Origin of the sequence: Streptomyces sp. NBC_01304 (genome assembly GCF_035975855.1) — a bacterium.
In the GTDB taxonomy this organism is placed as follows: Bacteria; Actinomycetota; Actinomycetes; order Streptomycetales; family Streptomycetaceae; genus Streptomyces.
Window position 1 is genome coordinate 132,876 of the sequence record NZ_CP109055.1, and the last position, 23,108, is coordinate 155,983.

18 protein-coding genes and 4 pseudogenes are annotated in these 23,108 nt (G+C 68.1%); 14 read left to right on the plus strand and 8 right to left on the minus strand.

Translation table 11 applies throughout. From position 1 onward, the window contains the following. Positions 1–330: 330 nt before the first annotated feature. The 3 genes and pseudogenes from OG430_RS00580 to OG430_RS00590 all read left to right on the plus strand — a co-directional run. Positions 331–684, plus strand: a complete 354-nt coding sequence (locus OG430_RS00580) for a VOC family protein (protein WP_327350356.1) — start codon at positions 331–333, stop codon at positions 682–684. A gap of 1,444 nt (positions 685–2,128) precedes the next feature. Further along, positions 2,129–3,211, plus strand: a complete 1,083-nt coding sequence (locus tag OG430_RS00585; protein WP_327358929.1) for a M12 family metallo-peptidase — start codon at positions 2,129–2,131, stop codon at positions 3,209–3,211. After that, positions 3,181–3,319: pseudogene (locus OG430_RS00590) on the plus strand (IS5/IS1182 family transposase); the annotation flags it as partial. The gene OG430_RS00585 and the pseudogene OG430_RS00590, both read left to right, overlap by 31 nt. Positions 3,320–3,369: 50 nt before the next feature. On the opposite strand, the pseudogene OG430_RS00595 reads toward OG430_RS00590, so the two are convergent. Next, a pseudogene (locus OG430_RS00595) lies at positions 3,370–4,583 on the minus strand (RNA-guided endonuclease InsQ/TnpB family protein). Positions 4,584–4,781: 198 nt separating this feature from the next. On the opposite strand from OG430_RS00595, the gene OG430_RS00600 reads away from it, so the two are divergent. The 4 genes from OG430_RS00600 (at position 4,782) to OG430_RS00615 (ending at position 8,337) form a co-directional block, all read left to right on the plus strand. Next, positions 4,782–5,135 carry an antibiotic biosynthesis monooxygenase family protein gene (locus OG430_RS00600; protein ID WP_327350357.1) on the plus strand — a complete coding sequence of 118 codons (354 nt, stop codon included), beginning with the start codon at positions 4,782–4,784 and terminating at the stop codon, positions 5,133–5,135. Then, entirely contained in the window at positions 5,128–6,021 is an 894-nt protein-coding gene (locus tag OG430_RS00605; protein WP_442816421.1) for an amidohydrolase family protein, read from the plus strand. Before OG430_RS00600 ends, OG430_RS00605 begins: the two co-directional genes overlap by 8 nt. A gap of 156 nt (positions 6,022–6,177) precedes the next feature. Then, on the plus strand, positions 6,178–6,744 hold the full coding sequence (locus OG430_RS00610; protein WP_327350358.1) for a helix-turn-helix transcriptional regulator: 567 nt from the start codon (positions 6,178–6,180) through the stop codon (positions 6,742–6,744). A gap of 63 nt (positions 6,745–6,807) precedes the next feature. Continuing rightward, positions 6,808–8,337: an ISKra4 family transposase gene (locus tag OG430_RS00615; protein WP_327350359.1), complete on the plus strand. Its 1,530-nt coding sequence runs from the start codon at positions 6,808–6,810 to the stop codon at positions 8,335–8,337. Between the two features lie 7 nt (positions 8,338–8,344). Here the strand turns inward: OG430_RS00615 and OG430_RS00620 are convergent, their stop codons facing one another. Continuing rightward, a complete protein-coding gene (locus OG430_RS00620; protein ID WP_327350360.1) occupies positions 8,345–8,896 on the minus strand; it encodes a chloramphenicol phosphotransferase CPT family protein in 552 nt (183 codons plus the stop codon). A gap of 86 nt (positions 8,897–8,982) precedes the next feature. Between OG430_RS00620 and OG430_RS00625 the strand changes: the two are divergent. The 3 genes and pseudogenes from OG430_RS00625 to OG430_RS00635 all read left to right on the plus strand — a co-directional run. Beyond that, a pseudogene (locus OG430_RS00625) lies at positions 8,983–9,720 on the plus strand (ABC transporter substrate-binding protein); the annotation flags it as partial. A gap of 761 nt (positions 9,721–10,481) precedes the next feature. Then, positions 10,482–11,339 (plus strand): AAA family ATPase, encoded by an 858-nt coding sequence (locus OG430_RS00630; protein ID WP_327350361.1) that lies wholly within the window; start codon positions 10,482–10,484, stop codon positions 11,337–11,339. Then, positions 11,336–12,691 carry a vWA domain-containing protein gene (locus OG430_RS00635; RefSeq protein ID WP_327350362.1) on the plus strand — a complete coding sequence of 452 codons (1,356 nt, stop codon included), beginning with the start codon at positions 11,336–11,338 and terminating at the stop codon, positions 12,689–12,691. Before OG430_RS00630 ends, OG430_RS00635 begins: the two co-directional genes overlap by 4 nt. Positions 12,692–13,258: 567 nt before the next feature. Here OG430_RS00635 and OG430_RS00640 read toward each other — a convergent pair. After that, complete coding sequence (locus tag OG430_RS00640; protein ID WP_327350363.1) at positions 13,259–13,621, minus strand: winged helix-turn-helix transcriptional regulator; 363 nt, start codon at positions 13,619–13,621, stop codon at positions 13,259–13,261. A gap of 55 nt (positions 13,622–13,676) precedes the next feature. On the opposite strand from OG430_RS00640, the gene OG430_RS00645 reads away from it, so the two are divergent. Then, on the plus strand, positions 13,677–14,924 hold the full coding sequence (locus OG430_RS00645; RefSeq protein WP_327350364.1) for an MFS transporter: 1,248 nt from the start codon (positions 13,677–13,679) through the stop codon (positions 14,922–14,924). A 100-nt stretch (positions 14,925–15,024) separates the two neighbouring features. On the opposite strand, the gene OG430_RS00650 is transcribed toward OG430_RS00645, so the two are convergent. Beyond that, positions 15,025–15,411, minus strand: coding sequence for a DUF6221 family protein (locus OG430_RS00650; RefSeq protein WP_327350365.1), 387 nt, complete (start codon positions 15,409–15,411; stop codon positions 15,025–15,027). Positions 15,412–15,505: 94 nt separating this feature from the next. Between OG430_RS00650 and OG430_RS00655 the strand changes: the two are divergent. Next, positions 15,506–15,832 (plus strand): annotated as a pseudogene (locus OG430_RS00655) (helix-turn-helix domain-containing protein); the annotation flags it as partial. A gap of 465 nt (positions 15,833–16,297) precedes the next feature. Here OG430_RS00655 and OG430_RS00660 read toward each other — a convergent pair. From OG430_RS00660 to OG430_RS00670, 3 genes are all read right to left on the minus strand, one after another. After that, positions 16,298–16,981 carry a DUF4166 domain-containing protein gene (locus OG430_RS00660; protein WP_327350366.1) on the minus strand — a complete coding sequence of 228 codons (684 nt, stop codon included), beginning with the start codon at positions 16,979–16,981 and terminating at the stop codon, positions 16,298–16,300. A gap of 383 nt (positions 16,982–17,364) precedes the next feature. Next, a complete protein-coding gene (locus OG430_RS00665) occupies positions 17,365–18,414 on the minus strand; it encodes a hypothetical protein (protein ID WP_327350367.1) in 1,050 nt (349 codons plus the stop codon). 107 nt (positions 18,415–18,521) lie between these two features. After that, positions 18,522–19,484: a PH domain-containing protein gene (locus tag OG430_RS00670; RefSeq protein ID WP_327350368.1), complete on the minus strand. Its 963-nt coding sequence runs from the start codon at positions 19,482–19,484 to the stop codon at positions 18,522–18,524. Positions 19,485–20,271: 787 nt separating this feature from the next. Here OG430_RS00670 and OG430_RS00675 point away from each other — a divergent pair. Then, a complete protein-coding gene (locus OG430_RS00675) occupies positions 20,272–20,925 on the plus strand; it encodes a DUF4190 domain-containing protein (RefSeq protein WP_327350369.1) in 654 nt (217 codons plus the stop codon). A 67-nt stretch (positions 20,926–20,992) separates the two neighbouring features. Further along, positions 20,993–21,544: a chloramphenicol phosphotransferase CPT family protein gene (locus tag OG430_RS00680; RefSeq protein WP_327350360.1), complete on the plus strand. Its 552-nt coding sequence runs from the start codon at positions 20,993–20,995 to the stop codon at positions 21,542–21,544. 7 nt (positions 21,545–21,551) lie between these two features. Here the strand turns inward: OG430_RS00680 and OG430_RS00685 are convergent, their stop codons facing one another. Next, the gene (locus OG430_RS00685) at positions 21,552–23,081 is read right to left on the minus strand and encodes an ISKra4 family transposase (protein WP_327350359.1); all 1,530 of its coding nucleotides are present in this window, start codon (positions 23,079–23,081) and stop codon (positions 21,552–21,554) included. Positions 23,082–23,108 lie beyond the last annotated feature (27 nt).

Genomic DNA, 23,108 nt, shown 5'->3' on the forward strand with positions numbered 1-23,108 from the left:
CCTCCTGCAACATCTGCAGCACCGCTCGCTCAGCCGGTGGAATGCCTCAACATGCCCCTCACCGCAAAGGGCTGCCGACGCGACAGGCGAGGCGCTCGGGGCGCGTGCTCGTGGCGCAGGGCGGCCGGCGCGCCCTCACGCCACATGGCCGAAAGCTCCGTGAACCACGGCGCGTTCCGCCCCCGGTCTCCCGGCAGCGGCACGTGCGAAGACGTCAGGTCAGCAGATCAAAGCGATGCAGATCGAACGCCGCTGTGACGGCCTGGCCTGCTACATCGTCACAGGGGACGTGTTCCTGGCAGGCCGCATGTCCTGTCTATGCTCCCCCTCATGGCACTGGAATGGGAACAGATCATCGTCGACTCCGCCGAGCCCGTCGCCCTCGGGCGCTGGTGGGCCGAGGCTCTCGGCTGGGTAGTGGTCGACGAATCAGAGGAGATCATCGAGATCCGGCCCGAGCCGGACCGGATGCCGGGGCTGCTCTTCGTGCCTGTCCCCGACGGCAAGACATCGAAGAACCGGCTCCACCCCGACTTCCGCCCCGACGACCAGGAGGCCGAGGTCACCCGGCTCCTCTCCCTCGGTGCCCGGCGCGTCGACCCCGTGCAGGACGAGCAGCACTGGGTGACCCTCCTCGACCCGGAGGGCAACGAGTTCTGTGTTTTGGGTGAGCGGAAGAGCTGAGCGGAGGGCCGGGCAGCTGTCCCGGTGAGGTGCCGAACGGGTTCGCCCACCCGCCGGCACTCATCAGGCGAAGCACGTCGTGCTCGGACAAGGCGATCGCGCGACTCTCGTTCATCGAGCTTCGCCACTCGGAGAGTCGCGCGATCGCCGCCCCATGACCAGGGCCTGCGCCAAGATCCCTGCTACACCACGTCAGAGGACGCCATCAGCGGTTGATTCCGAGACAGCGAAGGCACTGCTGCGCCGGCATGACGGACACGAAGGGACCGAGCACACCAGCTTTGGGTCCAGTTGGGTCGGGAATCAGGACGGTCGTCCTCCTGCTGGACCGCGTCTGGGTGGGGCGGACCCCACCACGTCCGAGCCCGCTTGGCGAGCCGGTCGCAAGTCGCCACCGGTACGCGTCTATGGGCCGATGGTGACGAGAAGACGATCCATCGGGCCTGTTCCCGCACGGAACCGATGTCTCTGCCGCTGGGTGAACAGCTGATGCGTCACCTCGAATACGAGGCACCTGAGTTCATGACCGGCGGCAAGCACGCCATGATCACAGCGATACTCCGCCTCTTCGGGTGTGACGGGGGTGGCCATCTGTCGCAGTGGCAGGAAGTGGCCGAGTCTGCAAGTCGGCCACGGCATCCTGGCTTGACGATTTCGAGATTGCCGCAGAGTCCCTCCCAGAGTTCCTTGGACAGGTCGGCCATAGCGACGCTGACCAGAACTGGTAGACGTGACGTGGCCGAAGGCCGACAGGTTGGTCATCAGCTCGATCGATGAAGAGCGACACCGACCACTTTCAGATATCCCCATCCCCTCCGGCGGACAGACCTTGGCCCCGCCGATCACCGACGCATCGTCGGCGTACAGGTCGGCGGCAGCCGATCCGGTGATTGCGGCGCGATCCCGGCGCGGCAAGATCCTCCATCTCCGCCGCAGCCCGCCTACTTGAGCGGTACATCTGCCCCGGACTTCCGAAGGCCCAGCGATGCACCGCTCCTCCCTGGCCGTCACCACCGCGCTCGCGGCGCTGCTTCTGTTTGGCCCCCTTGCGGCAGCGACCGCGCCGGGCGATCCCGACCCGGAAGCCCCATGGGTCGTACGGACCACAACCGTCGAGCTGACGCCCGACATCTTCCGGCCCATGTGTCACCCACTGCGGCCGGGACCTCCCGAGGTCATCACCCTGACTCCGTTCCCGTTCGACGTCACCTTCCAAGCCGAGGCGGAGTCGTCCATCGCCGATGTGTCCGGCACCCTCATCTGGGCGGGGCACGAGCTCGGCCACCACGACCATCCCGTGCACATCAGGGTCACCAACGCCTGCGGCGGCAGCGGCCCGATCGAGCTGTACGGCACGGCAGACCTGGGGCGCTACCGCTACGCGGCCAGACCGGCACCGGGACGGCCCAGCCATGCCCTGTTCGAGGAAATCGACACCACGCGGATGCCGCATCGCCAGGGCGACGACGCTCTCGAGCGGCCAGCACCGCCGGCCGTGGACGCAGCTTCCCGGCCTGTCCGGCGAGGCGCGACGCAGCAACTGCCCACAGTGGTGGACGTCGTGTTCCTCTACACCCCGCATGCCGCCAGGCAGGCCGGTGGAGCAAGGAATCTGCGGCAACACGCCGTCGAGCTAGCTGACCGCATGAACCGCGCCCTCGCCGACACCCGCGTGGAGGCGAGTATCGACGTCGTCGATGCTCAACTGGCCACCCATTACCGGTCGCAGGTTCCCGAGGACGTCGATGTCGCCCTGCGCAGAGTGCAGAACCCGAAGGACAGGTCGGTGGGTGCCCAAGCGGCCAAGCTCCGCAAGCAGCACTCCGCGGACCTGGTCGCCCTGATCGTCGATGATGTCGCGGGAGACGGAGTCGGCGGCGGACTGGCCGACACACCGGATGCTCCGGGTCGAAACACCCGACACCAGGCCTTCTCCGCTTCGGGCATCGACGGTGCGGCCGACGAGACCACCAGCCACGAGATCGGCCACAACTTCGGCTTGGACCACGAGCGTTCCCCTCTCGGTCAGGGCACACCCAGCAAGAAGCACCCCACCCGGACCGGCTCGGTCACGCGGGACAAGCGCGGCTACACGATCATGGCGTACCTCGACGACAGGGTGTGCGTGGTGGACGACGATTGCACCCGCATCCACCGGTTCGCCGACCGTATCCACACCTGGAGAGGCCAGCCGATCGGCGACAAGGACAACGACCAGCGCATGGTCCTGCGGGACACTGCACCGATCCTGGCGGCCTACGGAACTCCGCAGAGGCCGGTCTTGCGGCATGCCCTCAAGCTGTCACAGAGCCCGGGAGGCACCGCGTGGCCAGCGATGTGGGGACCTTACCGTCCCGGAAAGCAGATCACGGTTACCGCCTTCCCCGAGCCTGGTTACGAGCTGGCCGGGTGGACCTTCGACGGGCACAGGCAAAAGGGAACGAACACAAACTTCCAGGTGCCCATGGACAGGGCCCGTTCGCTCCGCGCGCACTTCCGGCTCAGCGGGGCGACGCCCCTCAGATGATTCCCGTCCTGGAACGCATTCGCGTGCCTCGCCCGTCCGGCGCCCACCCCCCGCACTCGGCCGGACCACCTGAGCGGCAACAAAGCGTATTCATCGCGCCGCAACCGATGACCTGACGCCGCGTGACTCCTCCACCCCCTGAAGGGGGTGGCTTCTCGCTATGCCGGGTTGGCGTGGCGACGGACCAGCCCGGCCCGTAGAACGTTGGTTGCTCCGACTTCGTCGGCGTGCGCCTGGTGGCCGCACGAGACACAGTGGAACTTTTCCTGTGTGGGCCGTTTCTCCTTCGCGGTATGCCCGCATGCGGGGCAGGTGCGGGAAGTGTTGCGGGGGTTAACGGCGCTCACTTCCCGTCCGGCGCTTTCAGCCTTGGCGTTAAGGATCGTCAGGAACACCCCCAACCGGCGTCAGCTATCGAGCGGTTCAGCCCGGACTTCGCGGCGGCCCCGTTGGGCAGAAACGCGCCCGGCTTGTCGGGGTCGGGTTTCGGCTGGGCGGTCTTACTCATGTTGCGGATCTTGAGGTGTTCGTGCGCGATGAAGTCATGCTCACGGACCAGGTCGAGCGCGGTCTTGTGTGCGTGGTCGAGGCGCTGGCGGCGGACCTTGCGGTGCAGGGTGGCGACGCGTTCAACGGCCCGGCGGTGGTTGGCGCTGCGCCTGTCGCGGCGCACCCGGCCGAACCTGGCGAGGGCTTGCCGTGAGGCTTCGAGTCTTGCGGCGGCCTTGCGGGCGTGGCGCGGGTTGTCGACGTGCACGCCGCCTGAGTCGGTGAGGAATGAGGCGATGCCCATGTCGATGCCGACCACGCTGCCCATCTTGGGCAGCGGTTCGGGCTGTGCCTGTTCGGCCGTGAGGACGACGAACCACTTACGGCCCTCGCGCTTGACCGAGACGGTCTTGACCTTGCCGACCACGGGCCGGTGCTGGTTGACCTTGACGTGTCCGACGCCTTGGAGGCGGACACGGGTGACCGGGTCGTGCGCGGTGGAATCCCAGCGGCAACCGTCGCCGTCCTTGGGAAAGTCAACCGTGTCGAACCAGTTGACCCTACGAAAACGCGGGTAGCCGGGCATCTCGCCGGACTTGATGCGGCGGAAGAACGCCTGGAACGCCTTGTCCAGGCGGCGAAGCGTCGCCTGCTGAGAGGAGAACGACCACCGGCCATGCCGCCCCGGGTCGAACACCCGGATCTCCTTCAACTGCGCCGACTGCTGCCCATACTTGACGCCCGTCTTCGACACATGCCGGTAGGCATCACGGCGTTCCTGCAGGGCCCCGTTGCAGAGCCCGCAGTGATCACGCAGCATCTCACCGAGTGCGGCCTGCTGGCCCACGGTGGGCCGCATGAGAAATTTGTACGCACGGAACATCCGGCCCACCCCCCTTCCAACTTCCGTGATCAACCTACCGACTGCCACTGACAACCGGAGAAACGACCGCTGCGACCTGCGGGTCAGAGCAATCCTGAGATCGGATTCCCTCCCCACCTAAAGGACGGGATTCCGAAGAGAGGGATGGAGTGGGTGGGGAGGGTGGACACGGGGCGGTACGCGCGTGACCGTGGTGGCATGAGTGATCGAATCGATGCGCCTGTCCGGTTGGCAGCGCGGTTGCCTGCCTGTGAACCGCCGTACTCCGGCGTGGTGTTCAGCTCCGCGCGCACGCCGGGGGACCTGGAGTTCGGGGAGGCCGCCGAGCGGATGGAGAAGCTGGTGCGGGGGTACCTCGGGCATGAGTCCGCGCGGACGCCAGGCGGGCTCGGGATCACCGTCTCGTACTGTCGGGACGTCGCTGCCATCGAGCAGTGGCGGGCCGTCCGTGAGCACCGGTGCGTGCAGTTGCGGGGACGGGCTGAGTGGTGCGAGCGGTACGCGGTGTATGCCGCCGAGGTGGAGCGCATCCCCGGGTTCGCGCGTGACTAGCGTGACCGGCACGACGTACGAGGCGGAGCTCATCGCCGACTTCCGCGCGAGGCACGGGTTGCCCGGGCTCGTCGACGTGCACACGCACTTCATGCCTGAGCGGGTGCTGCGCAAGGTGTGGGCGTACTTCGACTCGGCCGGGCCGCTCGTCGGGACCGAGTGGCCGATCACGTACCGGGAGGAGGAGGGGCAACGCCTAGCGCGGCTCCGGGAGTTCGGGGCCGTCGCCTTCACGTCGATGCTGTATCCGCACAAGGCCGGGATGGCAGAGTGGCTCAATGGGTGGGCCGCTGATTTCGCCGCGCGAACTCCTGACTGCCTGCACACCGCCACCTTCTTCCCCGAGCCGGGTGCTCAGGCGTATGTGCGGCGGGCGATCGAGGGCGGGGCCCGGATCTTCAAGGCGCATGTGCAAGTGGGCGCGTACGACCCGAACGATCCGCTGCTCGACCCCGTGTGGGGACTGCTCGCCGAGGCCGGCGTGCCCGTAGTGACGCACTGCGGGTCGGGGCCCGCGCCGGGAAGGCACACCGGGCCCGAGCCGATAGCGCGGGTGCTCGCGCGTCATCCTCGACTGCCGCTCGTCGTCGCCCATATGGGGATGCCGGAGTACACCGAGTTCCTGGACCTGGCCGAGCGGTACCAGGAGGTGCGGCTTGACACGACGATGGCATTCACCGACTTCAGTGAGCGGCAAAGCCCATTCCCGACGGGTGAGTTGGGGCGGATCGCCGACCTGGGGGGCCGGGTGCTGCTCGGCAGCGACTTCCCTAACATCCCCTATCCGTACGTGCATCAGCTGGAGGCCATCGAGCGGCTGGGGCTGGGGAGCGAGTGGGTACGCGCCGTCTGCTACGGGAACGGGGCGGCGCTGTTCCTCAAGTGAGGCGCGCGAGGGGGAGGTGGGGTGGATAGGGGGCGGTCCCTTTGGTGAAGACCAAAGGGTGTAGCTCTCCCTGAGTGAGATCGTTGCGGTGGGTTGTTGCTGCCGGGGTTCGTTTGCCGGATCGTCGTGTCCAGGGTTCGGGGCTGGGAGGCGGCGATGGTGTCGTGGCTGGAAGAGCTGGAGCGGCGGGATGCTGCCGCACGAGATCGAATCGCTGAACTGCGTGGCCAGATCAAGGAGTTGACGGTCCTCCTGGTCGTGCAGGAAGAGGTGGCCTCCCGGCTGGGGATCACGCGGGAGACGATGAGCGAGATCCTTTCCGGGGACAGCACGGTGACCGGGCCGGAGGCTGGCGGGAGCGATGAGGTGGAGCCGGCGGCTGGGCCGGTGACCGGTGCCGGATCGCCGGTGGGGGTGCGGTTGGTGCCGACCTGGTCGGCGGAGGTGGACGCGGAGGTGTTGCCGCCCTCGTACCGGGACATCGTGGAGATTCTTGGCGATGCGGTGCATCCGATGCGGGCGCATCAGCTGTGCTCCGTGCTCGGGCTGTCGACGGACAAGAGCAAGGTGGAGGGGTTCCGTTCGAAGTTGAAACGGCTGGCGGAGCGGGACTGGATCGCGGAGGTGGAGCCGGGGTTGTTCGCTTCGCGGGATACGGCACCGCGAGGGCGTGCGCCGGGGCGGGGGAACGACCCCGCGGTGTCGCCGCGCGCCGGTGAGTAGGAGGGCTCTCGCGCCTAGCGTCGAGGGTGACGAAACCATTCGATGCCCCGGAACGAGAGCCCGATGGAAGACTACGAGCACGCCGCGATGGCTGACCCGTTTGCCCGCGCGGTTTCTTTCTTCACTCAGCTGATCTGCGACCTCTCCGGTCCCGCCGCGCTAATCCTGCCCCATCAGGATGTGGAGGAGATGGCCGCGGCTCAGGGCCGGGAGCTGGCCCGGCTGTTGCTGCAGGCCCACCTTGATCTGCGCGCCCGCCGGGAGGAGGCGGAGCTGACCGTACTGGACACATGCTCGCGTGCGGCCCTGGCCGGCGGACGCACCCGCTTGGAGAGCGGGCATCACCGTGAACTGGCCACCGTCATCGGGACGGTGAGGGTGACCCGGTGCGCGCTCAGGTCGCCGGGCCTGTCCAACGTCTATCCGGCCGACAAGGTGCTCGGCCTGCCCCGCGAGCGGCATAGTCTCGGGGTGCGCAAGCTGGCGGTGCTCGAGTCGGTGCGCGGTTCGTACGACACCGCGATGGAGGCGATCACCCGCGCCTGCGGGAAGGTCGTAGGCAAACGCCAGATCGAACACCTCGTGCAGCAAGCGGCGGTGGACGTGGCCGCGTTCTATGCCGCCCGCACCCCCACGCCGGCGAGCGCGGCGACACTGCTGGTTTTGTCCGTGGACGGCAAGGGCATCGTGATGCGCCCGGGCCATTTGCGCGAAGCCACCCGCAAGGCGGCGGAGCGGGCGAAGCGGACCTTCCGCACCCGGCTGGCCATCGGAGAGAAGACGGGACGCAAGCGGATGGCGACCCTGGCCGCCATCTACGACGCCGACCCGGCCGTGCGCCGCCCGCACGACATCATCGCCCCACCCGGCGGCCGCAGCACCGCCCGCATTCCGCGCCCGGGGCCGAAAGCGCAGGCCAAGTGGCTGACAGGATCGGTCGAACACGACCCGGAGTACGTCATCGCCGCCGCCTTCGACCAGGCCGAGGCCCGCGACCCGCAGCACCGCAGGTGCTGGGTGGTCCTCGTCGATGGCGCCCGCCACCAACTCGACCTGATCCAGGCCGAGGCCGAGCGCCGCGGCGTGAGCATCCACATCGTCCTCGACCTCGTCCACGTGATCGAGAAACTCTGGGCCGCATCCCGCTGCTTCCACGCCCCCGCCGACCCGGCGGCCGAGGACTGGATCGCCGTCAAGACCGCCCGTGTCCTGCGGGGACGCGCCCAGCAGGCCGCCGACGAGATCCGCGCCGAGGCCGACCGCCACAAGTTGACAGGCGATCAACGGACGGCTGTCGACAAAGCCTGTCAATACCTCAACAACAACGCCGACTTCGTCCACTACGACCGGGCACTCGCCGCCGGCTGGCCGATCGCCAGCGGCGTCATCGAAGGCGCGGCCCGCCACCTCATCGCCGACAGACTCGACATTACCGGCAGCAGATGGAGCGTCCCGGGCGCAGAGGCACTCCTCATCCTCCGCGCCGTGATCAGCAACGGCGATTTCACCGCCTACTGGCGCTATCACGTGCACGAAGAGCACACACGCCTCTATCCCCGCACCGGCCAGGCCGACTACCGCCTGACGGCCTGAACAATCTTCAGAGATACCGTGCGCGGAGACGAGTGAAGGCGGTGGGCGTTGGTCGGCCCGGGAGGAATTTCTTGATCAATTCGGCGCATTCGTGCGGGTCCGCCGTGCTGGTGTCGCATTCGACGTCATAGTCACCGTGCCCATGGACCAGGTCGTACTGCATCGCCGCAAGGCCCGAAGGACGGTCACCACGCGCCTCTTCCCTGCGGATCAGTTCGTCCAGTGAGCAGCGGACGCCGACGAACAGCACATCCTCTGGGGGCAGCACGGTCAGGCAGTCGACCAGCCGCCACGGCTCGCTGAGTACATGATCGACGATGACATCGTTGCCCACCTCAGCCATGGCCGCGATCGAGCGATGGAAGCCCATCCTCGTCCGTCGCAGAGCGGTGTCGAGGTCTTCCTGCATCAGATCCCGCTTCGTACGCATGGCGTTGAAGCTGTCGACCGCCAAATGGGAGAAGACGCCGTCGTCCAGGATGTCGAGCAACTCCCCGGCGATGCTCGACTTCCCTGAACTGGAAGTTCCGTTGAGGAAGATGATCCGACCAGCCGTCATGCGGACATGATCACACGGCCTTCCCGACCCGGACGAAGCAGCTACCAGATACGGACTTCACGCCCCCTCACTCAGGGAGAGCTACACCCTATGTGTTTCGCAGCGGGGTCGTCAAGCAGGTCTCCGAGCAACGGATGATGCAAGCGCTCGCAGCAGCAGGGCACAAAAGGATCGCCGCACTGAGCACGTGGGACAGTGCGACGAGGCAGGAGGACTGGGACAAGTTCTCGAAGGACTTTGCCCGGCACGGCCTCGAACTCGTTGCCCACCAGGAGTTCAGGACACCAGCCGACCACGTGCGCGGTTCCATCGAGCCGCTCCTGGCCGCTACCCCCGACGCACTCGCGATCTTCGCCTCCCCTCCCTATAACGGGATCGCTGTGCGCGACGCCCGCGCAGTGGGCTGGAAGGGGCCGGTCTTGTGCAGCCCGGCCGCCGGCCACCCCTCCTTCGCCAAGATCGCAGGCGAAGCAGCCGTGGGTACCCGCGTGGTCGCCCCCTACGTCCTTGCCGCGCGGCAGGCCCCTGACACCCTGCCTCACGCCGCGGCATTGCGGCAGTTCGCCACTGCCTTTGAGGCGGCGCACGGCCCCGTGGGCACGTATGTGGCCTATGGCGCCGATGCGGTGACCATGGCCGCACATGCCTACTACGGCCACCGCGACCGGCAGCGGGCACGTGTCCGTCTGGAGCACCTGACGTATGCCGGGGCGACAGGCCTCTACACCATGGCTGCCACGGATCATGCTCCGCTGACGGCGTCAGCGCTGACCGTCGTGCAGTGGCAGCCGGGCGGCTGGGTCCCGGACGAGGACCTGGCCTAGGAGCTGTCCCATGGGTCAGGTATCCCGCTCTTCAGCCGGAGCCCTGCCGTTGGGGCGAGTGGCTGCCGCCTGCTCGTGTGCGCAGACCGCAGCCGACGCATTGCCGCTACTGAATGAGGGTGCGCAGCACGGGGGCGCCCCCCCCCCCCCCCCCCCCCCCCCCCCCCCCCCCCCCCCCCCGGCCGCGGTGAGCCCGGCAAGCACAGCTGCGGCCACCGCGCCGCTAGTGAGAAAGGTCAGGCCTTCGACGATGATGCCGATGACGACGGCGATCAGGAGGACGACGGCCGTGTGCATGGACGTGAAGGGGGCCGGTTGGGGCGGGGCCGTCGTGGGCGGCGCCGTAAACCTGCGGTACGGGGGCGGGTGACAGACCCGACTCCGGCGTGAGGGGAGCGGGCGAACTCACGGACACTCCAGGGGCGTTGGGTCGTTCGGACGCCTGCTCCCAAGTGCGCTCCCCGCCACCACCCCACGGACTGGCTTCGCCCACGAAGCTCACAAAAGATTCTTGGGAAAGTCCGTGGGGTCCCCGCCAGCGGCGCACTTGCAAGGGGTCGGGAGACGTCAACCGGAAGGGGAGGACATGCAGGGCGACGGCGCGGGCGAGGTGTCCGCGGCCGCGCGCGCTCGGGACCTACAACCTGTGCCCCAGACCTTGTGGGGCGTGATGTTCGCCATGAACGGTGCCGGGCCGTTGTGGGACCAGGCCCGAGATGATCAGGTGGGCGGGCCCGTAACGCACCGAGTGGGAGGCCCCGTTGTTCACCTCTGTGGACGATGTCACCGCGCGCCTGGCCGAGACCGGCTACCTGGCCTCACCCGCGGTCGCCACCACTGTGTTCCTGGCCGACCGGCTCGGCAAGCCGCTGCTCGTGGAGGGCCCGGCCGGGGTGGGCAAGACGGAGCTCGCCAAGGCCGTCGCCGCGATCAGCGACGCACGCCTGATCCGTCTGCAGTGCTACGAGGGCATCGACGAGTCGCGCGCGTTGTATGAGTGGAACCACGCCAAACAGCTGCTGCGCATCACGGCGGGCCGCGACGAGATGTGGGACCAGACCCGCACGGACATCTTCAGCGAGGAGTTCCTGCTCACCCGCCCGCTGCTGACCGCAATCCGCGGAAACGACGCGAAGGTCCTGCTCATCGACGAGATGGACAAGGCGGACGTGGAGGTGGAGGGCCTACTTCTGGAGGTGCTCTCCGACTTCCAGGTGACGGTGCCGGAGCTGGGAACCATCAGTGCCACGCGCCGTCCCTTCGTCGTGCTCACCTCGAACGCGAGCCGCGAGCTGTCCGAGGCGTTGCGCCGCCGCTGTCTGTTCCTCCACATCGGTTTTCCCGAGGAGGAACTGGAGCGCCGGATCGTCGCCCTGAAGGTGCCGGACCTCGATGAGGCGCTCGCCAAGTCCCTGGTGAGGGTGGTGGGCGCGCTGCGTGCGATGGACTTGCGCAAGGCGCCGTCGGTGGCGGAGAGCGTCGACTGGGCGCGCACGCTGCTCGCGCTCGGCGCGGAGCGTCTTGACGAGGAGGTCGTACGTCAGTCCCTCGGCGTCATCCTCAAGCACCAGGAAGACGTGCAGACGGCGTCGGCCAAGCTCGACCTGGATGCGGTGTGAGCACCCCACCGGTCGCGGACCGGGTGACGTCCCTGGTACGGGCGCTGCGTGAGCATGGCATCCGGATCGGCACGGGCGAGAGTGTGGACGCGGCGCAGGCCGTGGCGGCGCTCGGCCTGGACCGGCGAGAGCATCTGCGAGAAGGGCTCGCCGCGGCATTGCTGCACGACCAGGGGCAGCGCGTCGTCTTCGACCCGGTCTTCGATCTGCACTTCCCACGCGCCGTCGACGTAGCGCCAAGAGGGCCCGACACCTTCGACCGGGACAAGCTGCGCGAGCGCCTCGCACGGGCGCTCGCCGCCAACGACCGCGCGACGATGGCCCAGTTGGCGGCGGAGGCCGTCGACGGGCTCGGCGGGTACGGTGCGACGCCCGGCTCGGACGGATACTCCGCGCACCAGACCTTGGACCGGCTGCGCCCGCAGACCGTCCTCGCACAGGCGAGGGCACACGTCAGGGCGGGCAACAGTGCGGCCTTCACCGACCGTATCGAGGCCGACGAGATCAGACGCCGGATCGAGGCGTTCCGTGAACAGGTGCGCGGTGAGGTGCGGCGCCGGGCCGCCGAGCGGCGCGGCGCCGATGACATCGCCCGCCGTATGCCCCTCACCACCGCGGACCGCACAGACCTGCTCTATGCGGGCAAGGCCCAACTGGCCGAGCTACGCAGGACGGTTCACCCGTTGGCCCGCAAACTGGCGACACGGCTGGCGGCCCGCAGACGCCGCGCCGCGCGCGGCCGCATCGACCTGCGCCGGACCCTGCGCGGCTCGCTGTCCACGGGCGGCGTCCCGATGCGCCCGGTGCTGCGTAAGCGACGGCCGGCCCGCCCCGAACTCGTGCTGCTCTGCGATGTGTCGGGCTCGGTGGCCGGCTTCGCGCACTTCACCCTGCTCCTGGTGCAGGCACTGCATGATGAGTTCAGCAAGGTCCGGGTGTTCGCCTTCGTCAACCGCATCGACGAGGTGACCGACCTCATCGCCCGGGGCACCGCCGACCCGGACGGCCTGGGCGGGCGGATCACCCAGGCGGCGGTCACCGGCTGGCACGGCAGCAGCGACTACGGGGCGGCGCTCGGCGAGTTCGTCGAACGCTACGAGGGGGCGCTCGGCCCCCGTACCTCGGTCTTCGTCCTCGGCGACGCCCGCACCAACCACAGGGACCCCAACGTCGCGGCTGTGCGCCGCATCGGGCGCACTGCTCGCCGTGTCCACTGGCTCAACCCGGAGTCGCGCTCCGAGTGGGACACCGGCGACTCGGCGGCCGGGGCGTACGCGGACGTCGTGGAGATGCATGAGTGCCGCACGGTGCGGCAACTGAGCGCCCTGGTGGGCCGGTTGCTGCCGGTCTAGGACCTGTCAGCAGGCGCCCCGGCCGGAGGGTGGTGGCAGGGGCGCCCGTCATGGGCTTGAGCGTCCCTGGATCTGAGGGGGGAGCGCCTCGGCGAGGGCGACACCGCGGTGCGGCCCTTGCCGAGGTGCTCAGGCGGGGGAGAGCAGGTCCCGTGCTCTTCGCTCCACAGGTCCTCGTCCGCGTGCGGGAGGAGCAGGACGCGGACGGGGGGCAGGGGGTCGGTGGCGGCTTCGTCTTCCGTTCGGCGCCGCCGTCCTGGTGAGAGTCCTGCGGGGCCTGATCGACGTCAACTAGCAGCGCAGGGGCAGGTGTTGGACGGTCGGCGCCCTGTCGCGCGGTGCGTGCTGCGGCCAGAGCTACGGGCGCAGGCGCAGGGCCGCCACGTCACGGTGCCGTGAAGCATGTGCGCCGTGTTGTTGAAGCGGGTGGCCACAGCCCGCAGGTCCTTGAACGAATTATGGTCCGCTGCGTCTTGTGTCTGCGCCGGTTGCGGCGTGAGCGGTGTGCCCGCTCGGCGTGGCGCATGTCGAGTGCCTTGGGGGAGCCGCACCGCTCGGTGAACGGGCTCACCGTTGCGCGTCGGCTTGTGCGCGGGCGCGTTCGATGTCGGGGACGTGGCTCTCGGCCCATTCCCGGACGGCACGTAAGGGTGTCAGCAGGGAGCGGCCGAGGTCGGTGAGGGCGTACTCGACATGCGGGGGATGTCCGGGAGTCTCGGTGCGAGAGACCAGGCCGTCGTACTCCATCGCGCGAAGCGTCTCGGTGAGTGCCTTGGGGGTGATCCCCCGGATGTGCGCCTTGAGTTGGGTGAATCGCATGGGCCGGTTGTCCAGCGCGTTGACGATGAACACCGTCCAGCGCGCCCCGATCCTGTGCAGAACGGTGCGACTGGGGCAGGTCGCTGCCATGACGTTGTAGGCCTTACTCATGCAGGACTCCCGGTAGCGTTGTAGATACCGATATAGAATCTATACCTTCCTGGTCGTGTCTCTTCCCGATTACGCGATCCGTCCCTCGATAGCCCGGCACGGCCGTTTCGTCGCAGCGATCGTCATCGACTCGATCGGCACCGGTGTCTTCGTCCCCGTTTCGATGCTGTACTTCCTGACCACGACGTCGCTGACGCTGGTGCAGGTGGGCGCCGCACTGACCACGGCCGGGCTGCTGGCACTCCCCGCAGGCCCTTTGGCCGGAGGGCTGGTCGACCGGTACGGAGCCAAGCCGGTACTGCAGGCGGCAAACCTGGCCCAGGCGCTCGGCTTCGCCGGGTACCTCCTCTCGGGCCAGACATGGCAGATCGTCCTCTGCGCCTGGTTGAACAGTGCCGGACGGGCAGTGTTCTTCGGCTGCTACGGCGTGACCGTCACGGCGCTGGCCGCGCCCGGCCAACTCGAGCGCTGGTTCGGCCTGCTGGGGTCGCTACGCAACCTGGGCTACGCACTCGGCGGGCTCCTCTCCGCCCTCGCGGTCAGTTTCGGCACAAGCGGCGCCTACGCCGCGATCGTGGTTGTCAACGCCTTGTCCTACGTCACCGCCTTCGTGCTGATGCGGGCCGTGCCGAACGCCCGTCCCGAGGCGGGCCAGGACGCTGTCGGTGGCTGGGGGCGTGTGCTGCGGGACCGGCGATACCTGGCACTCGTCGCCCATCAACTGTGCTTCGCGATCTCCCTGTTCGCCCTCAACATCGCGATACCGGTCTACGCCGTGGACGTGCTGGGACTGCCCGGCTGGACCGCCGGCGCGGTCTTCACGCTCAACACCCTGATGGTCGGCTTCGCCCAAGGCATCGTCGTCGGGAGGCTCAGCGGGCGGATCCGCAGCCGCGTCCTGGCCGCCGGACACGCCTGCTTCGCGGCCGGCTACCTCCTGTTCCTCGCCGCCGACCGCGTGACTGCACTCGCCCTCGCGGTCGGCGTCGTACTGCTCGGTGCCATCAGCTACACCTTCGGTGAAGTCCTCGGCGGCCCCCTCACGTCGACCCTCGCCGCGGAGAGCGCCCCCGACGCGCTGCGCGGCCGGTACCTGGCCCTCAATCAGCTCGCCGTGACGGTCGCAGGAGCGCTCGCTCCGGTGGCCCTGTCCGGGTTGCTGTCCACCGGGGCAGCCGCGCTCTGGCTGACCCTGATCGGAGTCAGCGCCCTCGGAGCCACGCTCGCCACTACGGCCGGCAAAGTGCTGCCGGCGGCTCAACGCCGCATCGGAGGTGTTCAGGGCAATCCGACGGGTGTGTGACCGCACTGTGTGAAGTGCCGGTCCGGACGGTCTTCCGTGCGAGCGGTGGCAGCCGTGAACTCCCCCCCGGCGAGGGGCTGTCCCGTAAACGATCTCCGTCTCAGGTTCGTCGGGGGCAGTCAGGGTGATCGGCGTAGGGCGAGGCGAGGTCGAGCAGGTCGTCGCATGGCCAGGCCTCGCCGTCGAACTGGCAGTCATCGCGGTTGTCCCACGGTAGTTCGGGGTCGCCTGTGGCTGGACTGAGCACGTGGCGGGCGAGCACGCGGCGCTTGGCCTCGATCTCTCGCAATACCCGAACTGGATCGTGCATCGCCACATGTAGGGCGATGGTGGGATGGAAACCGGAGAGTTCTCCTTGGCAGAAGTCGACCGTGTGCCCGTGAGCGGTCCACTCCCCGCATCCGTCACCGTCACCGTCACAGCGTTGGGCCAGGTCGGCCTCCTCATCGAGCCGCGCGTAAAGGAACGCCACCAGATCTTGGCTCATGGCGTCATCCTGGACGATGCGCCAGGCACAGTCGCCTGATTTGCACGGTGTGAACGGGCTCCGGCCAGCTGATCAGCAGCGGAATGATTTTGCAGTGGCTGGTGTGATCACGGCGTCCGAGCCATCCGGGACAGCCCCGTTCACCGGGCTGAGCCCCCGCGCGTTCGGCAAGCTGGTGACCCAACTGCGTCGCGAGGGCGCCTACGCCTGAGCCCGCGGCCGACCTTGGAAGGTGCCGCTGGAGGACCGGGTGCTGCTGGTCGCTGCATACTGGCGGACCAACTCGACATTGCGACAACTGGCTCCGCTGTTGGGGGTGTCGAAGTCGGCCGCCGACCGCGTGATCGACGACCTTGGGCCGAAGCTCGCCTTGCAGACCCGCCGGCGGTTCTCCGAAGACGTCGTGCTGGCCCGGCCCGGGAAGCAGCCACTTCGTTCGGTCCGCGTCGTCATCGATCGCTTCCGACCCCATGGTCGTGTCGTGCAGCCTGAGCAGCCGGTAGATCCTGCTCGCCGAGTGCCTGCCGGTGGTGCAGTGATCCGGTGGGTAACCGCGATTCCGGAGTGCGAACCTGGCCGCTCGGCCGGGGTGGGGCGGTTCGGCCGTCCAGGAGTGCGCTCGTGTAGCTCGTGTGCACCTCCGAGCAAGTGAAAGCCCCTCGTGTACGGAGGGGCTGAAGATAATTGTCCTACGCCAAGGAGATGGGCCAACCCGTTGGCGGTACTGCTGCTCGAGCAGGAAGCCGTGGTGTCCCGGTTGGCGATCACCCGGGTGTCCGCGTACTGATCCGAGTGCTCCGCCAAGTGCACAGTGACGCCTTGGTAATGCCCTGCTCGGTGCGCGTGCGCAGGGCGCCAGCCAAGACCTTGTGTTTGCTCTCCGGGCTCACGTGCGGGCCTCCTCGCGGACTGGGCGCAGCCCCTCGCGCACCCCACAGTCCTCCACTTTCATGAAGTCGGCGGTGAAGCTTCCTTCGTATCCGAAGAGGGGTCCGAAGTGGCGGTTGGTGACCCGGACTTGGATGCGGAAGCGGCCCGTCTCGTCGTCGAAGGACTCGCGTACCTCGGCGTCGCCGCCGATCAGCGCGGGCACCCGAAGGTCCACCGGGCCCTCGCGGAAGCGATGCTCGCCGGAGCGGATGACCAGGCCGCCCCTGCTGTCGGTGGACAAGTGGAGGTCGGAGGCGAGGTGTTGGTGGGTGCCGAGGTAGTCGAGGATGCGGTCGCCCTTGGGGCTCATGACCATCTGGGCGTCGAAGCGGTGCGGGCGGGTGCCCTGGAAGCTGAAGGTGCGTACGAAGGTGACGGTCTCGCGGCCGTACGAGTCGGCGTACGGGATGTTCTCGATGGTGAAGGGCACCTGATGGCCGGCGCGCGGCACCAGGATGTTGCGGGTGCCACCGAGGGCGAGAAACGGCTTGACGAAGCTGCGGCCGTGCCAGATGCGGTCCATCACGCCGCGTCCTATGCAGGCCTCGCCGCTATCGAGCCCCACGGAGAAGCGGCGCTGGATCTGTGGATGGAGCCGGTCGAACTCGGCTCCCATCACGGCGCGGAAGATCGAGGTCATGACTGCTCCTGAGTGGTGAGAAGGTGCGGGTTCGTGTGTGTTTTGCGTAGCCAGCGGCTGGCGTGCTTGGCGGGAGAGGAAGGGACAACGCCAGGGTGGCGGGTTGCCATCGAGTGACTGGCCTGGATGATCTGAGGCCAGTTGTTCTGCCCTGAGATCATCTGTCGTTGCTCTTCTGTCTCTCGAGGAGCCACGGAAGGCCCGTCACTGAATCTTTCTGCGGGATGGGGGAGAGCACGAGCCGAGTCCGGCTGCCTGATCCCATGGGGCGTGCGAAGCGGATCTCCAGCGCACCGTCCGCTGTCAGGATGGCTTCCTGGACATGCGTGTATCCGCTCGCCGCCGCCAGCGAACATGGCAAACCGACCAACCGGGTCGGTGCCTCACACATGTGCCGTGCCGACTGGCGGCTGAGGGGCGGGCCGGCATGGGGCCAGGGTTCCGGCCAGGCGTTCCAGTGCGGGCTTCTTGCCGTAGAAGAGCAAGGTGCGCCCGCCGGCCCGGCATTCGGCGACGTAGTAGGGACCGGAGTATCTGCCGCCGCTGAGGTGCCGGCCGTCGGTGCGTTGTTGGTGGCGTCCCCGGACCAGGGTCAGGTCATCGGGCAGGGCGCGGCGGGCGACGCGGCCGGTGGGGTCGGGGCTCATGGCCAGCACACCCGGCTCGACGACGAGATGGTCCTTGCCGGAGTAGTCGGCCTCGTGCGGCAGGAAGACGTCGATGATCTGCTCGGCGGGGCCGGGCCGTGGGGTGATCGCGATGGTGTCGCTCTGGCGGCGCTCCTCGCGTGCGAAGCAGGACCAGCAGCACAGAGCGATCAGCGTGGCCGCAGCGTAGGAGACCCCGGCGACGAGCAAGCCTCCCTCTACCGTGGTGGGACCCAGGCCGTCGTCCGAGGCCCAGACACCCACGAAGACAGCGGTAAGAAGTCCGTCGAGGACGATCACATTGGTCTGCCAGGGATTGCTGCGTGCGCTACGGGATCCGCGCGCCAGCCACCACAGGCCGCCCAGCACAGCCGTGATGCCGGCGGGGAACAGCCCAGTTGCCCAGCCCAGAGCTGGGGCCCAGCTCTGCAGCGGGCTGTCGCCGGTGCGGTAGCGGACACCATCGACGGCGACCTCACGGATCTCGCCTCGCCAGGAGAACAGGGTGATCCGGTCACCCTTGTGCACGTGCTTGGTGAAGGAGTACGTGTGCGTGATGCGGATCGAGTCGGTCCGCACCTCCCGTCCGGGAATCTCCACCCAGTACTTCGAGCCGCCCTTGCGGCTCTTCTCCCGAGTGCCGGTGACTGTGGTGTCGCGGCGGCTGATGCACCCGTTCGCCTGCTGCATCGGATCGGCCGGGCACGCCTGCGCTGCCCGGTACGCAGCCTCGTCGCGTTCGGCAGCAGCCACCGGGCCCAGAAGCAGCCAGACGGAGGTCAGCACACTCAGCACCCCGACTGCGCAGACAATGGCGGCCCACACACGCTCCCGACGGGGCAATGCCGCGCCGTGTTCCTTTGAGTTATCCATCTGGAGGAAGGTCCGCTCAGTTACAGCCGGGCCAGGAGTTGTGTCTTCTTGTCCTCGAACTCGGTGGTGTTCAGTACACCGGTCTGATGGAGCTGGGCCAGTTGCTGGATCTGGGCGAGGACATCGGGCTGCGCCGAGGCGGCTGCCGGTTCCGGTGTCGGTGCCGGTGCTGTTGCCGGTGGGTTGGCCTGGGAGATGCCTGCTCGTACGGCGTCGGCGAGCGGGTGCAAGTCGCCCTTGACGATGCCCGTGATGACTGCGGTGTTGCCGGAGACGAACACCCGCAGTTCGCCGTTGAGCATGCCGCTGGCAGTTTGGACCGAGCTGATCGAGCGCAGTGGGAAGTCTTCCTTCGCCTGGTTGACCAGGCCGTGGAACAGGAAGAGCAAGCGCCGGTCGGTGAGCACCACGATGCCCTGCCTGTCGGCGTAGCTTCCCTGCGCGATGAAGCGGACCAGCTCGCCGTCGTACAGATGCTCGGGAAGCTTCTTCAGCTCCCGCCCACCGCCCAGCTTCCACTGCATGCGCGCGGAGGCCTCGGCGATGTCGAGCCGCTCCTCGGCCTGGCTGCCCGGTGGGGGCGCGGCATGGTTGGGCTGGCCGTCGGCGGGATCGGCGGCTGCGGCGTAAACAGCTGCGCTGTGCACACCGGTGCTCTCGTTGACGGCGACGACGTGCAGCAGGTACTCGTGGAGGCGGGCGAACGCGTCCTTCTGCTTGTGCGTGAACAGAATCGTGTTGGGTTCCGAGGCGGCCGTGCTCCCACTGAGCTGAGGCAGCGGGCGGCCGCCGAAGCCGAACTGCAGGTGCCCGTTGACCAGGCGGGTCGCGCCCTTGAAGCAGACTGCGGACAGGGCGGCCAACGGCACCCGGCGGATCGGCTGGCTCTGGCCGGTGAGCTTCGCCTTGAGTCCCTCCCGCACGATCACGAGCGCGTCCCCGTGCAGCTCGACACGACCCGTGTATCCGTCATACGTATGCATCCCTCAAGACTCGCCGCTCCTGTCGGGCCGGCGTAAGGGACCTATGGCTCTATGCAGCCTGACAAAGGGTGGTCGGGGCGGCTTGAAGCGCGGCGCCGTCGAGCGGTCGCCGACAGGGCAGATGCCGCGGGGTGCGCCTGGGCGGCCCGGCAGCCGGCGCCGTTGGGGCGCTGTCCGAACAGAGGGTTGCGGTGGCTTCAGCCATCGCGCGGAAGTCCCCGTCCTGGCTGGGGTGGTGTCGGTGGGGCCATGGCTTCCTGTCCGGTCGAGCCCACGGGGGACCGCACATGTCGAGGGCTCCGTGAGCGGATGTAGGTGTCACGGCTGCCTGCCGCAGTAGCAGGGGCCCGGCTGGTCAGGGATGCACCGGCGGCAGTGGCGGCAGATGACCGAAGCGATCTTCCTCATGGTCGGGTCCTTCCTTGTCGTCGGGAGCCGACGAGGCCTGCGGACATGCCCTGCCGACTGTGCCGAGCGCGACAGCGATCACGGCTTGGGGACGAGAAGCGTATGAGCCTGTGACCAGGCAGAACGGTCGAGCTTTCAGTTTTCCCACAACTTTTGACTGAAAGTCAGTCAACTGGCGTGAACCTATCTGCGCGAACCTCACGGAGTGTTCGGTCTTCGCCCAAGGACGTTAGGTGCCAGTCGGCGCGTCGCGTCCCGCACAGCGACGGTGACCAAGCGGGGCGACGATATGCAGTCGGCCACCGCGGACTGGGCAAGGGGGAGGTAGGTCGTTCGCTAGGGTGAACGAATCTCTCATCACGCAAGGACCGCTAACTGCATGAGCACTACCCCGCCGCCGTTTTCGTCCCGGTCCTCGCCACCGGACGAGGCTCCGCAGGCCCCGCCGCCTATCCTCGGACGGCCGGCGGCCGCCCCTGGTTACGGATACGGGTGGGAGCCCGCTCCTTGTCCGCCCCAGGCGCGTAACGGGTTCGGGGTCACGGCCCTGGTCCTCGGCAATATCGGCGCTCTCCTCTCCTTCATTCCGTTCACCTTCTGGCTCGGGGCGCCGCTCGGCGCGCTGGCGCTGATATTCGGGCTGATGGGCGTCAGCCAGGCCCGCAAGGGCGTGGCCGACAACAAGGGCTCCGCGGTGGCCGGCTCCATCCTCGGCGGCGCCGCGATCGTGATCGCGGCCATCTGGCTGGTCATCGGTATCGCGGCATTCAGTGATGCCGCCGACGAGTCCGGCGGGACCACGGAAAGCACCGCGCCCGCGGACCCCGGCGATGTTTACGAGACACCCGCCCCGCTGAAGTTCGGCCAGACCCACACCTATGACGACGGGGTCACGATCACCGTCTCGAAGCCCAAGCCCTTCACTCCCGACGAGTCCGCGGGCGGCCACACCAAAGGCAACGCCGCGGTCCAGGTCAAGATCACCATATTCAACGGCAGTGACAAGGCAATGGGTGTAGCTCTCCCTGAGTGAGGGGGCGTGAAGTCCGTATCTGGTAGCTGCTTCGTCCGGGTCGGGAAGGCCGTGTGATCATGTCCGCATGACGGCTGGTCGGATCATCTTCCTCAACGGAACTTCCAGTTCAGGGAAGTCGAGCATCGCCGGGGAGTTGCTCGACATCCTGGACGACGGCGTCTTCTCCCATTTGGCGGTCGACAGCTTCAACGCCATGCGTACGAAGCGGGATCTGATGCAGGAAGACCTCGACACCGCTCTGCGACGGACGAGGATGGGCTTCCATCGCTCGATCGCGGCCATGGCTGAGGTGGGCAACGATGTCATCGTCGATCATGTACTCAGCGAGCCGTGGCGGCTGGTCGACTGCCTGACCGTGCTGCCCCCAGAGGATGTGCTGTTCGTCGGCGTCCGCTGCTCACTGGACGAACTGATCCGCAGGGAAGAGGCGCGTGGTGACCGTCCTTCGGGCCTTGCGGCGATGCAGTACGACCTGGTCCATGGGCACGGTGACTATGACGTCGAATGCGACACCAGCACGGCGGACCCGCACGAATGCGCCGAATTGATCAAGAAATTCCTCCCGGGCCGACCAACGCCCACCGCCTTCACTCGTCTCCGCGCACGGTATCTCTGAAGATTGTTCAGGCCGTCAGGCGGTAGTCGGCCTGGCCGGTGCGGGGATAGAGGCGTGTGTGCTCTTCGTGCACGTGATAGCGCCAGTAGGCGGTGAAATCGCCGTTGCTGATCACGGCGCGGAGGATGAGGAGTGCCTCTGCGCCCGGGACGCTCCATCTGCTGCCGGTAATGTCGAGTCTGTCGGCGATGAGGTGGCGGGCCGCGCCTTCGATGACGCCGCTGGCGATCGGCCAGCCGGCGGCGAGTGCCCGGTCGTAGTGGACGAAGTCGGCGTTGTTGTTGAGGTATTGACAGGCTTTGTCGACAGCCGTCCGTTGATCGCCTGTCAACTTGTGGCGGTCGGCCTCGGCGCGGATCTCGTCGGCGGCCTGCTGGGCGCGTCCCCGCAGGACACGGGCGGTCTTGACGGCGATCCAGTCCTCGGCCGCCGGGTCGGCGGGGGCGTGGAAGCAGCGGGATGCGGCCCAGAGTTTCTCGATCACGTGGACGAGGTCGAGGACGATGTGGATGCTCACGCCGCGGCGCTCGGCCTCGGCCTGGATCAGGTCGAGTTGGTGGCGGGCGCCATCGACGAGGACCACCCAGCACCTGCGGTGCTGCGGGTCGCGGGCCTCGGCCTGGTCGAAGGCGGCGGCGATGACGTACTCCGGGTCGTGTTCGACCGATCCTGTCAGCCACTTGGCCTGCGCTTTCGGCCCCGGGCGCGGAATGCGGGCGGTGCTGCGGCCGCCGGGTGGGGCGATGATGTCGTGCGGGCGGCGCACGGCCGGGTCGGCGTCGTAGATGGCGGCCAGGGTCGCCATCCGCTTGCGTCCCGTCTTCTCTCCGATGGCCAGCCGGGTGCGGAAGGTCCGCTTCGCCCGCTCCGCCGCCTTGCGGGTGGCTTCGCGCAAATGGCCCGGGCGCATCACGATGCCCTTGCCGTCCACGGACAAAACCAGCAGTGTCGCCGCGCTCGCCGGCGTGGGGGTGCGGGCGGCATAGAACGCGGCCACGTCCACCGCCGCTTGCTGCACGAGGTGTTCGATCTGGCGTTTGCCTACGACCTTCCCGCAGGCGCGGGTGATCGCCTCCATCGCGGTGTCGTACGAACCGCGCACCGACTCGAGCACCGCCAGCTTGCGCACCCCGAGACTATGCCGCTCGCGGGGCAGGCCGAGCACCTTGTCGGCCGGATAGACGTTGGACAGGCCCGGCGACCTGAGCGCGCACCGGGTCACCCTCACCGTCCCGATGACGGTGGCCAGTTCACGGTGATGCCCGCTCTCCAAGCGGGTGCGTCCGCCGGCCAGGGCCGCACGCGAGCATGTGTCCAGTACGGTCAGCTCCGCCTCCTCCCGGCGGGCGCGCAGATCAAGGTGGGCCTGCAGCAACAGCCGGGCCAGCTCCCGGCCCTGAGCCGCGGCCATCTCCTCCACATCCTGATGGGGCAGGATTAGCGCGGCGGGACCGGAGAGGTCGCAGATCAGCTGAGTGAAGAAAGAAACCGCGCGGGCAAACGGGTCAGCCATCGCGGCGTGCTCGTAGTCTTCCATCGGGCTCTCGTTCCGGGGCATCGAATG